We start from the raw sequence: 15,786 nt of genomic DNA, 5'->3' as shown, positions 1-15,786 counted from the left end.
GAACTCCAGTGGAATTATCACTTGAGAGAAAGTTATTAAATCAAACTGAAAAAGAATTAAAGCATAAAGGGTTACCTATTGTTAAACGGGATGTAAAAATAGGACGTGGTGGCCCTGATTTAGTTGGTTATACATTAGATAATGATGGGAATGAAGAGGTTCAGGTGGTAGTTGAAGTAAAAGAAAAACCTGAACCTGCAGCCCAACAACAATTAATGAAATATGTTCAGGGAATCAAAGCGCCATATGCATTGTTAGTGTTCCCAGATAATAAATACTGGTTTGAAGGAAATACATTTCTACCAATTAATGAGCCTGAATTCGAAAGTAAACAATTATTTATCACTAAAGATGATTTAATTGAAAGAACTGGTTGGGAAGCTTTAGAGGGGATAAGAGGATATCTTCCAAGCGAGCAATATGGAAAGGTAATGGCCCATTCATTATTGGTAAGAGCTTACTTGAGTGCGCAGAATCAAATAGATAGGTGGGTAAAAATTGAAAATTTCCAACATTTTAAAGATATGCTCCTTGAAGCATCAAAGTTTTATAGGGTAGACATTCAGCATGTAAACTATGAGCTTCAATCAGAGCAATTAGTGACCTTTTTAAACAAATTAAGTGTTCTACCACCTATCCATTCAGCATTAAGATGGTTAATTATGAAATGTTTTGAGGTTAACAAACCAATTATAGGTCAATTCAATGCTCCTACTCATTTGCGGGAATTGTATGTTGGGTTAGTTAAGCAATTAGATTTTGAAAAGGGGAGTGTTGTGGATTTAGCATCTGGTTATGGTTCAATAGCTTTTGATGTAATTGAAGCAAATAACATTCTAAATCTTGTTGGGTTTGAGGTTTATCATGAAACATGTATCATTTCAAAGATAATAGCTATTGTGACCGGAATAAACGCATTTGAAGTAAATTGCGCAGATTCAATTAGAGAACAAGAGCAGTTACAAACTAATACTTTTTCTCTAACTTTACTAGATCCACCATTAGCTGGGAAATATGACTTACCTGAAGAAATACGAAGCAATTATATATTAGCTCAAAAAAGAGTTGATCTAACAGATTTATTTATTGAAAAGGCAGTTAATGTAACGAAACCAGGTGGATACATTGTAATGTTAACTCCTGAAAGTACATTGTTTAGTGAAAAGTATGGAAATACAAGAGAGTTTATAAAAGAAAAAACAATTATTGAGTCTATTGTAAGTTTACCACCACATACGTTAAAGCCATATACTAGTGTGAAGTTGAGTGTATTAGTTTTACGTAAGAAAAAAGAAGAGAATGAGTCAGCTGATGAAGTTTTCTTAGCAAGAGCAGATAGCGTTGAAGATTTTAAGGATATTGTTAAAGGGTTTTCCCAATGGAAAAAAGGGGGACTGCCAAATGGGTGAAATGAGATCGCTTCCATATGACATCATTAATAATGATGAATGGGTTGTAGCTTCATTATTTTCAAAGCAGAATATGGAGTCAATAAAAGGTACGCCATTAAATGAAATTGTAGATTTTAATCCAGAACGATTAAATGAAGATCAAATCGTAGATAATCGCGAATATCGGTATGTTGATTTGAGTTGTATTACAGACGAAGGGATCCTTTTATCTGCGAAAAAAATGCAAGGAAAAGAACTACCAGCTAGAGCGAGGCTAATAGTGAAACAAGGAGACATCCTTATTTCAACAGTTCGTCCTGAGCGTAATTTAGTTGCGGTTGTTACTGATGAATTTGAAGGGTGTATTGTAACTACAACTTTTGCGGTATTACGCCCTCAAGGAATACTGGCCGAAGTCCTTTACTTTCTATTAAGAAGTATTCCTTTTAATGAGCAGATTACCGCTTTGTCAACAGGAATGACAGTTCCAACAGTTAAGTTAAAAGACTTAAAAGACTTAGAAGTTCCTGATAATTGTTTTCATGATGCTATTAAAAGGGAAGCCCCAAAACATTTCTCCCTATGGCTAGAACGAAATAATAGCATAAAAACTACTCAACAAGTTGTAGAAGAAGTGTTTTCTAAAAACAATGTATTAATAAAAGAAGATTTGTTAGAGCAGTCTTCTCTGTATATACCCTATTCCTATAAAAAATTGAAAGATAGACTCGATGTAGGTTATTACATGGATAGCACGAGACAAGATTGGTCTGTAGAAACTAAATCGTTGGATGATGTCACCATTGAATTTAGGGCAGGCGCAGCAATTCCTTCTAAGGAGTATAAAAGTGAAGGTGTACCATATGTTCGTATTAAGGATCTAAAAGAAAATATTATATCAGATGAAGAACTAGTATTTATTGATGAAAAAATTAAGGATAAGAATGATAAGAGTACAATGCATACAAAGGAGTTACTTATTTCTCGGGTAGGAACTATTGGTAAAGCTGCATTAGTTAATAAAAAATATGAAGGGGCAGTTGCCAATCAGCATCTTACTATTGTAAAGCCAGATATAAATCAAATTATACCGGAGTTTTTGGTTTATTACTTCAATACAACATGGGCTGAAAAGCAATTTGTAAGCCGGTCAGGAGGGGTTGCTCAACAGTTTATAAAGCTTGGAGCAATCAAAACAATCAAAGTACCTGTACCGACTATCCAATTACAACAAAAGATAATCAATGAAGTTAACCAAGAACTGAAATTAATGGATCACACAGTTCTCAAAAAGCAAGTTGAGGAATTCTCAAACTTATTATTTAACTAAGGGGGTATTCTTTTGTCAGACAATGAGTTAGTAATGGAAATGGAACTTGTAATTGATTATATCGTTAAAGAGATAAGTGTTTCTAATGAAATTGTAGAGAGGGTATTGGATAGTGAACTAGACTTTTTAAACGAGAAGGGGTTAGTGGCAGATGCCCCTCATAATATTGACCTCCATGAAAGTGATAACTTTGTTGATGTAAATGAATTACTAGATTTTGTCGTTAAGAAAACTGGACTGTCACCAGAGGTTGTGCAGAATGTTCTTGAAAAAGAAGAGGAATACATGGTCAAAAATAATTTTATGTATTAAGTTGGATGTACCAAGCTAAAAATTAGTGGTTGGTGGTAAGAGCTGTAAAGAACCTTTTACTGCCAACCAACTACTATAAGGAAATTCTAGATAGTGATATAATAATAGTTGGAAAAATCAAGGAGGTAACAGGATGATAACAGGTGAAATTAGAAATAAAGTAGATAAAATATGGGAAACGTTTTGGACAGGCGGTATTACAAACCCATTAACAGTTATAGAACAATTTACTTATCTATTATTTATAAAAGGACTAGATGAAACAGAAACAACGAAAGAAAAGGAAGCCGAGTTTCTTGGAATGGAACATCAAGGCTTGTTTCCCAAAGATAAGCAGCATTTGCGCTGGAGCCAGTTTAAACAACTTGGGTCAGCTGAAGAAATGTATGAAGTTGTATCCAAAGAGGTATTTCCTTTTATAAAGAATTTACATGGTAAAGAAGATTCCGCGTACTCAAAATATATGAATGATGCAATGTTTATGATTCCTACTGCAAATATGCTTTCTAAGATTATTGATGGAATTGATAACATCCCAATGAAAGATCGTGATACAAAAGGAGATTTATACGAGTACCTGCTATCAAAAGTAGCAACTTCTGGGACAAATGGGCAGTTTCGTACACCACGCCATATTATCGATATGATGGTGGAACTCATGAAACCTACTCCTGAAGATGTTATTATTGATCCGGCAATGGGGTCAGCAGGTTTTCTTGTATCGGCGGCAGATTATTTACGTAAAAATCATAGTGATTTGTTTTTAGTGCAAGGCTTAAAAGAGCACTTTAACAACACAATGTTTTACGGAAATGATATGGACAGAACGATGTTGCGTATCGGTGCAATGAACATGATGCTACATGGCATTGATAATCCTAATATCGACTACCGTGATTCTCTTGCAGAAGTGAATAAAGATAAAGACCAATATACCCTTGTACTTGCAAACCCTCCATTCAAAGGTTCACTTGATGAAGAAGGAGTTTCAAACGAGTTATTAAAGATAACAAAAACTAAGAAAACCGAATTACTCTTCCTAGCTCTTTTTATTCGTATTCTAAAAGCTGGTGGTCGTGCGGCTGTGATTGTTCCAGATGGTGTTCTATTCGGTAGCACAAATGCACATAAACAGATCCGAAAAGAGATTATTGATACTCATAAATTAGAAGCTATTATTTCAATGCCAAGTGGTGTATTTAAGCCTTATGCTGGAGTATCGACAGCAATAATGATTTTTACAAAAACAGGAGCGGGTGGTACAGATAAAGTATGGTTTTATGATATGGAAGCAGATGGCTATTCGCTTGATGATAAACGAAGTCCTATTGAACAAAATGATATTCCTGATATCATTGCCCGGTTTAATGATTTACAAACAGAAAAAGATAGAAAACGAACAGAACAATCTTTCTTTGTATCAGTGGATGAGTTACGTGAAAATGACTATGATCTGTCTATTAACAAATACAAAGAGATTGAATATGAGGAAGTAGAGTATGAGAAGCCGCAGATAATTATAGGTGAAATTAAATCCCTAGAAAATGATATTATCTTGGGATTACATGAAATTGAAAACTTGTTAGGACTTGATAAGGATGAAAAATAATTGGAGATTAATTAAAATTAGTGATTTTGCCGAAGTAGTGACTGGAGGCACTCCAAGCACGAAAGTTAATGAGTATTGGAAAAATGGCACAATTCCTTGGTTACCTTCTGGAGCATGTCAAGATAGAAAAATATATAGTGCTGATAAATTTATTACAGAGTCCGGATTGAAAAATAGTTCTGCCAAACTAATGCCTAAGAAGACAGTAGTAATAGCACTTACTGGTGCTACTACAGGAAAAGTGGGATTATTAGAATTTGAAGCTACAGCTAATCAGTCAGTAACTGGAATTATTCCAAATGAAAAATTTGTTCCAGAATATTTATATTTCTTTTTAATTAGTATTAGAAAAAAAATATTATTTGATAGTTACGGTGGAGCGCAAAAACATATTAGCCAGGGTTATGTAAAAAACATTAAGTTACCATTACCTGATGTACCTACACAACAAAGAATTTCAAAAATATTAATGTTAGCTCTAAATTTAATCGACAAACGCAAAGCCCAAATCGAAGCAATAGACCAATTAAAGGAAAGTGTGTTTTTGGAGATGTTTGGTGACATTCCTTCAAATTCAATGAACTGGGAAATAAAAAAAATAAGTGAAGTTGTAGATTCTGTTGTTTCTGGTTGGAGTGTAGGTGGAGATGAAAGAGATAAAAAACCAAATGAAATAGCAGTTCTAAAAATTAGTGCAGTAACTAGAGGGGAATTCGACCCTAATGAATACAAAGTTATAGATAAAAATGTAGAAATAAAAAAGGCAATACACCCTAGTAAGGGAAGTATTCTATTTAGTCGAGCAAATACAAGAGAACTAGTAGGTGCATCTGCAATTATTAAAGAAGATTATCCAGATTTAATACTACCAGATAAATTATGGGAAATTATAGTAAACAAGGATATTGTTAGTACTGAATATTTTAAAGCTATTATCAGTCATAATTTTATTAGAAATGAGTTCTCTAAGAATGCAACAGGAACAAGTGGTTCTATGTTAAATATTTCCATGGAGAAATTTAGGAGAATAAATATTCCTGTTCCTCCTATTGATATTCAAAAGAAATTTACTGAGATTTTCAACAGAATTGATATACAAAAAAATCATATGGAGAAGTCACTAATTGAAATTGAAAGAAATTATAATGCCTTAATGCAACGTGCCTTCAAAGGAGAACTATTCACCCAAGAAAAACTTCCGAATGTCTAAATAAAGGAGGGATATTCTTGACCACTAATTTTGGCTTTCTTAAAGAACAAACTCAATATAAAAGTTTTGCTGATTCATGTTTAGAAGCAGAAAAAGCTCTAATTGTGAGTCCTGCGACGTGTGCAATTTTGTCACGTCGCGCTCTTGAACTTGCAGTAAAATGGCTTTATAGTTCAGACAGTGAATTAAAAGTGCCTTATCAAGAGAATTTATCTAGTTTAATACACGATTCAAATTTTTTAGCCATTATAGATGAAGAATTACTTCCTTTGTTAAAGTACATCGTTAAACTTGGAAATGTTTCCGTCCATTCTAATGCAAATATTAGTCGTGATGAAGCGATTCTTTCTTTACACAACCTTCATCAGTTTGTAGCCTGGATTGATTACTGCTATTCGGATGAATACACCGCAAAAGAATTTAACGAGTCATTACTTCAGGAGGGTAAAGAAAAACGGGTTCGACCGAAAGAATTACAAGATTTATACGAGCAATTAAGCTCTAAAGACCGACGTTTAGAAGAAATGATGAAGGAAAACGAGGAGCTGCGTAAGGCAAATACAGCTAAACGTGAATCAAATATAGATCATTATGACTTCCAAGTTGATGAATTAAACGAATTTGATACTAGACAGAAGTATATTGATCTTGATTTAAAACTGGCTGGATGGGAATTTGGTAAAGATGTGATTAGAGAATACGAAGTAACAGGAATGCCTAATAATCAAGGTATTGGCTTTGTAGATTATGTACTTTTTGGGGATAATGGAAAACCTATTGCTGTCGTTGAAGCAAAACGTACATCAAAAGATCCTAATGCCGGTAAGCAGCAAGCGAAACTATATGCAGATTGTATTGAACAAATGCATGGCCAACGTCCCGTTGTTTTTTATACAAACGGCTTTGAAACTTATATTTGGCATCAACCATATCCACCAAGAAGAGTATCGGGCTTCTATAATAAAGCCGATTTAAAACTAGTTATCGACCGTCGTACAATGAAACGTGAGCTTAAAAACATCAGTATTAACGATGATATTACGAATCGCTATTATCAAAAAGAATCTATTCTAGCAGTATGTGATGCTTTAGAAAACAACCAACGGAAGATGTTATTAGTTATGGCAACTGGTAGTGGAAAAACAAGAGTCTCTATCTCGATTGTAGATGTTCTCTCTCGTCATAATTGGATCAAAAACGTTTTGTTTCTGGCAGACCGTAAAACACTGCTACTGCAAGCAAAGAAAAACTTTAATAATCTTCTACCAAGCTTATCTTTATGTAATCTGTTAGATAACAAAGATAATCCTGAAGAAAGTCGGATGGTTTTTTCTACGTATCCGACGATGATGAATGCGATTGATGATACGAAACGCAAAGATGGAAAAAAACTTTTCACGATTGGTCATTTTGATTTAATTATTATTGATGAATCGCACCGTAGTATTTACAAGAAATATCGCTCGATTTTCAACTATTTTGATGGTATCCTGCTTGGACTTACTGCTACACCAAAAGACGAAATAGATAAAAATACTTATGAAGTATTTAACTTGGAAAGTGGTACACCAACTTATGCTTATGAATTGGAAAAGGCAGTAGAAGATGGCTACCTCGTTGATTACAGGACAATTGAAACAAAAATGAAGTTCCTTGAAGAAGGGATTCGTTATGATGATTTAACTGATGAAGAAAAAGAAATATATGAGGAAACGTTTGAGGATGAAGTTGGAGAGGATATCGATAGTGGCGCATTGAACGAGTGGTTATTTAATGCAGATACAATTGATACCGTTCTCAAGAATATAATGGAAAAAGGAATTCACGTTGAGGGCGGCGATAAGCTCGGTAAAACGATTATATTTGCTAAAAACCATCAGCATGCGGTTAAAATTGTCGAGCGATTTGATATTCTTTTCCCTGAGTATGGTGGTGAATTTGCTAAGGTTATCGACTATAGCGTTAATTACTACCAAACATTAATTGAAGACTTTTCAACTAGAGAAAAGATGCCACAAATTGCTGTATCCGTTGATATGCTAGATACAGGTGTCGATATTCCAGAAGTCGTGAATTTAGTTTTCTTTAAAAAGGTGCGATCTAAATCGAAGTTCTGGCAAATGATTGGGCGTGGAACTCGATTATGTCCTGACTTATTGGGTATAGGGAAGGACAAAACACACTTCTTGATATTTGATTATTGTGGTAACTTTGAATTCTTTAGAGAAAACCCAAAAGGAATGGAAGGTAAACATACGGAAGGACTAACGGAAAAACTATTTATTTCAAAGGTGGAAATCATTAAAGAGCTTCAAGGTATGGAATATCAAACAGAGGACTATATTTCACATCGTAACGAACTTATTAATGATGTTTTTGCAGATATAAATGGATTGGATGATGAAAACTTCCGTGTCCGCCAGCATATACAACATGTGCATAAATATAAAAATAAAGCTAATTGGAACTCATTAACGGTAATGAATGTAAATGAAATTAAAGAGCATATCTCTCCAATCATCGTGCCATTTAATGATGACGAATTTGCTAAACGGTTTGATTTAGTCATGTACACGATTGAATTAGCTAAACTACAAACAAAAAATGCTACTAAGCCAATACGCAGCGTTGTAACAACAGCAGAAGCTTTATCTAAATTGGGAACAATACCACAAGTAGTTGCACAAAAGCCTGTAATTGATAAAGTTTTAACTGAAGAGTTCTGGGAAAGTGCTGACATCTTTGAACTAGAGAATGTGCGTGAAGCTCTTCGTGACCTTATCAAATTTATTGAAAAAGAAAAGCAAAAGATTTACTTCACAAATTTCAAAGATCAAATACTAGAGGTAAAAGAAAACGGTCCAATTTTCCATACGAATGATTTACAAAATTATAAAAAGAAAGTACATCATTATTTAAAAGAACATCGTGATCAATTAGCTATCCATAAGCTTAGAAACAATAAGCAGCTGACTGAACAAGATTTACGGACTCTGGAAACGATCCTTTGGAATGAATTAGGTACTAAAGAAGATTACGAAAAGGACTTTGGTGATACTCATGTTACAAAACTTGTGAGACAGATTGTTGGATTAGACCCACAAGCAGCAAATGAAGCATTTTCTGAATTTCTTTCAGAAGAGCGATTAAATTTACAACAAAGTAAATTTGTAAAACTCATTGTGGATTACGTAGTGAAGAACGGTGTTATGGATAAGAAAGTTCTACAACAAGATCCATTTAAGTCTGTCGGAAGTATTGTTGAGCTGTTTAAGGACAATATGGATGATGCCCGTAGGATTATTGGGGTTATTGACGAGATTAATCGAAATTCGGAAGAGATTGCTGGGGCATAAAATTAAATTTGCTAACTACATTTGAAGGCACTTAAGATTTCTTAAGTTGCCTTTTATTTCAACTAAGGAAGTGAGGGATGTCAATTGGATAATGTTGTGTTCTCTACTTTAGCTGTAGAGAAATTAAAGGTGAAATACGGTGAGGAATTTGAGCCAATAAATAGTGAAAATGACTTTATGACAGTCCTTGTCTATCTTAAGAGTATAGGGATTGATTATAGTAACTCAAGAGAATTCTTTGATACGGTAAAAAGATTATTAGAATATATCCATAGAACAGAAAATGGAAAACTAGCTTTATTGCTTACTGAAAATTTACATAAAATAAGAATTCATACTAAACTTTTTTTAACAAACAATGCTACAATTGTTCATCAACTGTGTGATCTAATATTAATTCAGTTCAAGCATTCATTAAGAGATAAGGTTTATTACGATGTTCTAAAACTACTAAACTATTGTGAAGGGAGTTTGGGGAAGTTTAACATTGATTTAGTGGTTGGGCGAAGAATAGATGAGCTGGAAGGAAACATTTACGAATGCCTTAATTTAAAATTAACTATAGAGCTTCTTCATACATATCTAGTTTTTGACAATAAGAAAGAGTTGATGCAACTCTTTTTGGATATGAGAGTTGATTGGGAAAAACTTGACGAACAAGTTAATGAAAAAACTTTAGAAAAATTACTTTGGTATGGTTTTATATTAGATATGGACGAAGCTATTCAAAATCAAGTAACAAAATATAATAGATTAATAAAGAGTAATCGTTGGGCTATAAAATTCTATCGTTATGTTACGAAAGTTTTATCGGAAACAGGTAGTATGGATAAAGATAAACTGTTACTCCTTGTTAATCGTTTTAAAAAGATTAATGGTTATTCTATTATTGAAAAAGTAATTATTATAGAGCATATACTAAAAAAAATAAAAGCAAAGCAAGTGACAACTGAAGTAGAAAGACTAGTATCGTATAATCTTCCTCCCGGGGATAACCTAAGTGATATAAACCAAGAGATAATAATTAATTTAGCAGTCTATGAAAATAAAGAAATGATAAAAATAAAAGAAATAATCCAAGTGGAAGCTTTAAGTCATCCCAAGAGAGAAGAAATATATGTCAACAGACAAGTATTAAGAACAATCATAGAAAAAAATCAACCTGGTTATATACATGTAAAAGAAGACAAGAAAAACAGTCCTAAAGAGAGTATTGAAAGTAAAAGTGAATGGTTCAAGTGGCCTTCGACAGAGGTAATTGGCAATGCTGATGATTCAAATGACGCTATTGGGTTAAACGAGAAAAGTGAATTACGGAAAAGAGGATATCAAATAACAGGAACCACCAGGGAGCAAAGGTGGAAGGTATTACAACGTACAGTTCCTGAAATTGGGTTAAAAAAGGTAGCGTACACAATCGCTGGTAACATTAAATTAAGAAAAGGGCAGAAGGATGGAGTAGAAAAATTCAGTTACGCTATATCAGAGTGGGAGCATGACTTAGCAAAGCATAAAAGGAAGTATTATAAAAAGGATTTTAACTGGCCAAAACATAGTTCAAGATAAAGCTACTTTGAGAACTCTTATTACTTCGAAAAAAGAAAAATTGAATTGTTGAAAAATATGAGTTATATGTCGGGTTAAAATAATCTTTTAAATGAGGTGTAAGTATGCCCATTGAAGTTGGGATATGGAAAGTAAACAGCGGTATAAAAAAGGTTTCATTTTCACCTATTGAGTCAGAGAAAAAATTAGAAGATATTTTGGCAAAGGATATCACTATACTGTCAGAAGACTTATTATTAGTAGGAAGACAAATACAAACGGACTACGGTAAGTTTATTGATATGCTTGCAATAAATCAGGACGGTAACCTGGTTATAATAGAGTTGAAGAAAAGTAGGACACCTAGAGATGTGGTAGCTCAAGCAATAGATTATGCCTCTTGGGTACAAAATCTTTCATATGATCAAATATTAAATATATTTGAAGAAAAAAATAATGCTCCATTAGAAGAGGCATTTGCTGAGAAATTTGAGAGCGGTTTACCTGATAAAATAAATGATACCCACCAAATAATGATTGTATCGGCTCAATTAGATAGTGAGACAGAAAGAATAATCAACTATTTATCTAATAATTTTGATGTTCCAATTAATGCTGTGTTTTTTAGGTATTTTGAAGAAGAGGGACAACAATTTATTACGAGAAGTTGGTTACTGGATCCGAATATAGTTGATGAAAAATCAAGTAATCCAAAAGTGGATAATAAAAAAGAAAAATGGAACAAACAAGATTTTGTAGTTAATTTTGAGGAGAATAATTCAAGAAATTGGGAAGACGCGGTTTAGTATGGTTTTATTGCTGCTGGCGGTGGGAACTGGTATAGCAAGACTTTAAAGCGACTATTTGTTGGTGCTAGAATCTTTTGTATGATCCCTAAGAGCGGTTATGTTGGAATCGGAAAGGTTGCTGATTTGAGTGTAAAAGCTCCTAATATGCTTCATGATGTTGATGATCCTGAAAAATGCGAATATATTGTTAAAGTAGAATGGGTTAAGACTGTCCCAAAGGAAGATGCTTATTGGATAAAGGGCTTGAAGGCTAACCAGAATAGTGCTTACAAATTGAGAAGCCAATACACCATTGATAAAGTATCTGAGTTCTTTGGCCTTGATATTGATAAGTAAAATAAAGAGATTATCCTAGAGAAGGATTGCTTCTTTCTTAACCTGCCTCAAATTTTCTACAGGATATATATATTATCATTAGGAAAATTGGAATTTGAAAGAATGGTTGGTATAAATTGTGAGTTTAAAAAAGATAGGTGAAAAACGAATAGTTTGCTTATGGAAAAGTCAGTAATTGGTAATCGATATTTTCGTAGATAGAGGAATATAATAGTTAAATACAGAATAATAAGTCAACCCTGTATACCGGCAGTTAATCGTTATAAAAAAGGACGCTTTTGGAGCGCCCTAAAGAAAAAAATTTATCTATCAATATTAAAGATGTCCAACTGAGTCGCTTCATCTTCCTTGTTATAAAAAACAGATGAAATAAAGTGAGTGTCGTTTAAGTATTTAATTTTTTTTAGACTAACTGCCTTTTTTAACCATATGTTCATTTGGTTTTGTTCAACCTGATATAGCTCGGCTAATTCCTTCTCTGTTTTGGGTTTTACTAGCGATTCCTCAATTATTGGCCAAACTGTAAAAAATATATCTTTACTTGTAAGTTTAGATAAGTTGTTAATTGTATTATCTTCTGTAGCACTAAGTTTGTTTTTTAAAATGTGTTCCAATGAAACATTCTCACTCGTCAATTCACTCTCGGTGATTGCAATAACCCCACGTTTAATTAACTCTTGATTGCCCACTGGAACAGCGTCTCCAGTTCTAACAAAAGCTGGAACCCACCCAGACTTCAAATTTTCAATAGCGCCTTTCCAAGTGCCACCTTTATTAAAGTCAGATGAAGAAATTAAAGTGTACTTTGACAGTCCGTAAATGTGCTTATTACGTCCTAAGGCATTGTAAGATGTAAACCTTGAGTTAGGGTGAAATGCGGATAATAACAGTAAATTCCCACTTATTACAGCATCTCTAATCTCTCTATTCTGAATAGTTTTAGAAAGACTATCGGACAAAACAGCAATAACTTTTCCATGTGATTGAAGAGCTGTTTCCTGTGCAATCATGTCAACGCCTCTGGATCCACCGGAAATAACAGTCAGGTTTTCCTCCGCACACTTTTTAGCTAATTTTGAAGTGAAAATCTGTCCTGGTTCATCAACATCCCTTGAACCTACAATCCCAATTCCATCTGTTCCAACTAAACTAATATCCCCAGAACCGTACAAAATTGTTGGAGAATCGGCCTTTAATCTTTTTTTATATTTGGTTGGATAATTAGATTCCGCCCGTGTGGTTACCCAAATCCCCATATTACTGAGCTTCTCGAGTTCCATAGTTAAGCTGGTTGTACGGTTCAGTAAATAAGAAATGCGATTAGCAGTCTCTTCTGGCAGATATAGATAATCCCTTATTTCGCCAGCAGTTAATTTAAATAATGCAGAAGGTCTCTCTAATCCCGATTTTATTATTCTTTGTGTTAAATTTAACCATTCCTTCTGAGAAAAGGGTTTATATTTCTCATGACTTTTGTTGGATGTATTTTCACCTTTCAGACCAAGTGCTGAACAGAGTAACAATATAGCATAACTATCCTCAGTTATATGTTTGTTCATTCAGATTCTCCTCTTGCTGGTGTCGCAGAAAGTGCAAATGGAATAACATCTCCACTTCCCGCCCTTTTTAATAGGACTCCGCAAATAGTAAAAGTCCAACCTGAATTCATTATATCATCTATAAGTAGAACGGTGCCAGGTGGACAAGGGGTGGTAATGGTAAAAGCGTCTATAATATTTCCTGCTTGTTGAAAGGAATTCCTCATGTATTTTTGTTCTTTGGTATCTTTAACTTTTGCTATTAACGAATAATAGGGCAAGTTTAATTGTTGAGCAACTCTTTTTGCAAAATCAGGAACTAGATTTGGATTTCTAAGTGAGGGCACTGCAGTAACCCATACTGGCGGATTTTGCATATGCCAATTGTTTTTGATAAAATCCACGGCATAATTGACTAATTTATCTTCAAAGTTTCCCTTTACATAACGATTTTCTTTAACGATATTTCCCAAGCCTGCTGCACCATACAAACAAAGGGCTCTACCTTCCAGGGTTCGTTCAGCAGTAGGTATTCTTCCACGCTCGCCCCCGACCCCATTTGCTGGCCAAACTTCTCTTGGTGTAATAATCATAGGTTGATTATAAAGAAAATCGTTTGCAAGCCTTAAAAGATCTTCATTTACTTGATCAGAATATATTTTTCTTTGTTGGCAATTTTCACACTTACCACAATCATTTAAAAAGCTATCATTAAGCTCGTGGGAAATAAATTTCATGAGACATTCATTTGTCATGGCATAATCAGTGACTTTTAGCAATTCATTCATTTTAATTTGTTTTGTTAACTCACCTTTTAACAATTTGTTTTGGACAGGATTTAGTGATCTATAATATTTGGAACCGTTTTTAAAAATTAATTCATCTATTTCTAATAGTGTTATACATTGTTTTACTTGTGAATTAGAATAGTTAACACTCGCCAAAATATTATTAACTGTTAAGCCACTGGAATTACTTATGATATTAAGAATATCTTCCAAAATTCTTTGTTCAGGTAATCCACTCTTTATGAACTCTTCATGGAGTGTATTATCCTCTTCATCATAAATTAGAATTATCTCAGCGTTGCTAATAGATCGTCCCGCCCTTCCGATTTGCTGATAGTAAGAGACAAGTGACCTAGGTCCTTGATAATGAATAACAAAACCTAAATCAGGTTTATCAAAACCCATACCTAATGCATCGGTTGCAATAAGGGCTTTTACATTGTTGTTCAAAAGGAGCTTTTCTAAAGCTTCCCTATCCCCGGCTCTACTATGATATGGCTTAACATTAATACCATTACTGACTAACCACTTAGCCACTCGCTCGCACTCAGCAATGGTATTACAATAAACGATACCAGTACCGGTAAGCATAGGAAGGTTTTGAGCTAACCAAGCTAGCCGTTGAGAGTAATCCGGAATCAATAGTCGGGATAATCTCAAGGATTCTCTATCTAATCGACCACGTAGTATTTTCATATCTTTCCCAATTTGTTCTCTAATATCCGATACAACTCTATCATTAGCTGTTGCTGTTGTTGCCAAAATCGGAACGTTCAGATGACTTAAGCTCTTCACTATTCTAATAATCCTTCTGTAATCTGGCCTAAAATCATGTCCCCAATCTGATATACAATGTGCTTCATCAACAACAAAACAGCCTATTCCACCATTATTATCTATTATTGGCAGAGTGTTTTCTCGGAAGAACTTATTCGATAGTCTTTCAGGAGAAATTATTAGTATATCTATCCTATTATTAAATAACTCCTGGTTAATTTCGACCCAATCTTGTTCATTATTGCTATTAATTGTAACAGCATTAATACCAATTCCTTTTGCCGATTCAATTTGATTTCTCATTAGTGATAGTAAAGGACTAATTAAGATGGAGGGACCAGCTCCTTGGCTTCTTAGCAGTTTTGTTGCAATAAAATAAACCATGCTTTTTCCCCAACCGGTTTTTTGTACTACTAGTGTTTTTTCTCTTTGAATTACGGAGTTAATAGCTTCCCATTGGCCCTCTTTAAATGAAGCATGATTACCAACCATAGTCCTTAATAAGTTTAAGGCTGTTGTTTGCATGTTGCTTCCCCCTCAAAAATTATCATACAATGAGTAAATACTACCATTTTTGACCCTTTTTTACAGCAATATTGGAAGAATATTACTCTAAACTTTATTTGATCATACGTACATGTGGATAAAATTAGCCTTTTTTTAGTTTCAAGGCAAGCGACTTTGGGAGCGGTATGGAGGAATTCGAAACGGCAGCAGAGGAAATACGGAACGGGCACCCGTTTAACAAAAGAAGAAGTCGAACATTTAGCGGCTTCTTTCCGTTT

At 34.0% G+C, this 15,786-nt stretch carries 11 protein-coding genes; 9 read left to right on the top strand and 2 right to left on the bottom strand.

Features of this window, described 5'->3' with window-relative positions; genetic code table 11:
- The first annotated feature begins 8 nt into the window (after positions 1–8).
- The 9 genes from AR334_RS25160 to AR334_RS30185 all read left to right on the top strand — a co-directional run bounded on the left by AR334_RS25160 (position 9) and on the right by AR334_RS30185 (position 11,898).
- On the top strand, positions 9–1,409 hold the full coding sequence (locus AR334_RS25160) for a class I SAM-dependent DNA methyltransferase (RefSeq protein ID WP_066320561.1): 1,401 nt from the start codon (positions 9–11) through the stop codon (positions 1,407–1,409).
- On the top strand, positions 1,402–2,721 hold the full coding sequence (locus AR334_RS25155; RefSeq protein ID WP_066320555.1) for a restriction endonuclease subunit S: 1,320 nt from the start codon (positions 1,402–1,404) through the stop codon (positions 2,719–2,721). Before AR334_RS25160 ends, AR334_RS25155 begins: the two co-directional genes overlap by 8 nt.
- Before the next feature lie 12 nt (positions 2,722–2,733).
- Positions 2,734–3,033, top strand: coding sequence for a hypothetical protein (locus AR334_RS25150; RefSeq protein ID WP_066320546.1), 300 nt, complete (start codon positions 2,734–2,736; stop codon positions 3,031–3,033).
- 133 nt (positions 3,034–3,166) lie between these two features.
- Positions 3,167–4,642 carry a class I SAM-dependent DNA methyltransferase gene (locus AR334_RS25145; RefSeq protein WP_066320543.1) on the top strand — a complete coding sequence of 492 codons (1,476 nt, stop codon included), beginning with the start codon at positions 3,167–3,169 and terminating at the stop codon, positions 4,640–4,642.
- Positions 4,632–5,852 carry a restriction endonuclease subunit S gene (locus AR334_RS25140; RefSeq protein WP_066320541.1) on the top strand — a complete coding sequence of 407 codons (1,221 nt, stop codon included), beginning with the start codon at positions 4,632–4,634 and terminating at the stop codon, positions 5,850–5,852. Before AR334_RS25145 ends, AR334_RS25140 begins: the two co-directional genes overlap by 11 nt.
- Before the next feature lie 17 nt (positions 5,853–5,869).
- The gene (locus AR334_RS25135; protein WP_066320540.1) at positions 5,870–9,208 is read left to right on the top strand and encodes a DEAD/DEAH box helicase family protein; all 3,339 of its coding nucleotides are present in this window, start codon (positions 5,870–5,872) and stop codon (positions 9,206–9,208) included.
- Positions 9,209–9,292: 84 nt separating this feature from the next.
- Positions 9,293–10,774 (top strand): hypothetical protein, encoded by a 1,482-nt coding sequence (locus tag AR334_RS25130; RefSeq protein WP_066320538.1) that lies wholly within the window; start codon positions 9,293–9,295, stop codon positions 10,772–10,774.
- Positions 10,775–10,878: 104 nt separating this feature from the next.
- Positions 10,879–11,559 carry an endonuclease NucS domain-containing protein gene (locus tag AR334_RS25125; protein WP_066320535.1) on the top strand — a complete coding sequence of 227 codons (681 nt, stop codon included), beginning with the start codon at positions 10,879–10,881 and terminating at the stop codon, positions 11,557–11,559.
- 81 nt (positions 11,560–11,640) lie between these two features.
- Positions 11,641–11,898: a hypothetical protein gene (locus tag AR334_RS30185; protein WP_066320529.1), complete on the top strand. Its 258-nt coding sequence runs from the start codon at positions 11,641–11,643 to the stop codon at positions 11,896–11,898.
- A gap of 302 nt (positions 11,899–12,200) precedes the next feature.
- Here the strand turns inward: AR334_RS30185 and AR334_RS25115 are convergent, their stop codons facing one another.
- The gene (locus AR334_RS25115) at positions 12,201–13,457 is read right to left on the bottom strand and encodes a DNA-processing protein DprA (protein ID WP_066320525.1); all 1,257 of its coding nucleotides are present in this window, start codon (positions 13,455–13,457) and stop codon (positions 12,201–12,203) included.
- Complete coding sequence (locus AR334_RS25110; RefSeq protein WP_066320514.1) at positions 13,454–15,526, bottom strand: RecQ family ATP-dependent DNA helicase; 2,073 nt, start codon at positions 15,524–15,526, stop codon at positions 13,454–13,456. Before AR334_RS25110 ends, AR334_RS25115 begins: the two co-directional genes overlap by 4 nt.
- Positions 15,527–15,786 lie beyond the last annotated feature (260 nt).

The organism is Bacillus sp. FJAT-29814, assembly GCF_001510715.1.
GTDB lineage: Bacteria > Bacillota > Bacilli > Bacillales > Cytobacillaceae > Neobacillus.
Note: the sequence above shows the minus strand (reverse complement) of the source record. Positions and strands in the feature narration are given on the sequence as shown.

Bases quoted from the DNA above. Each gene is read 5' to 3' on its own strand.
- AR334_RS25155 (WP_066320555.1), top strand. From the start codon at position 1,402: ATGGGTGAAATGAGATCGCTTCCATATGACATCATTAATAATGATGAA.
- AR334_RS25145 (WP_066320543.1), top strand. From the start codon at position 3,167: ATGATAACAGGTGAAATTAGAAATAAAGTAGATAAAATATGGGAAACG.
- AR334_RS25140 (WP_066320541.1), top strand. From the start codon at position 4,632: ATGAAAAATAATTGGAGATTAATTAAAATTAGTGATTTTGCCGAAGTA.
- AR334_RS25125 (WP_066320535.1), top strand. From the start codon at position 10,879: ATGCCCATTGAAGTTGGGATATGGAAAGTAAACAGCGGTATAAAAAAG.
- AR334_RS30185 (WP_066320529.1), top strand. From the start codon at position 11,641: ATGATCCCTAAGAGCGGTTATGTTGGAATCGGAAAGGTTGCTGATTTG.
- AR334_RS25115 (WP_066320525.1), bottom strand. From the start codon at position 13,457: ATGAACAAACATATAACTGAGGATAGTTATGCTATATTGTTACTCTGT.
- AR334_RS25110 (WP_066320514.1), bottom strand. From the start codon at position 15,526: ATGCAAACAACAGCCTTAAACTTATTAAGGACTATGGTTGGTAATCAT.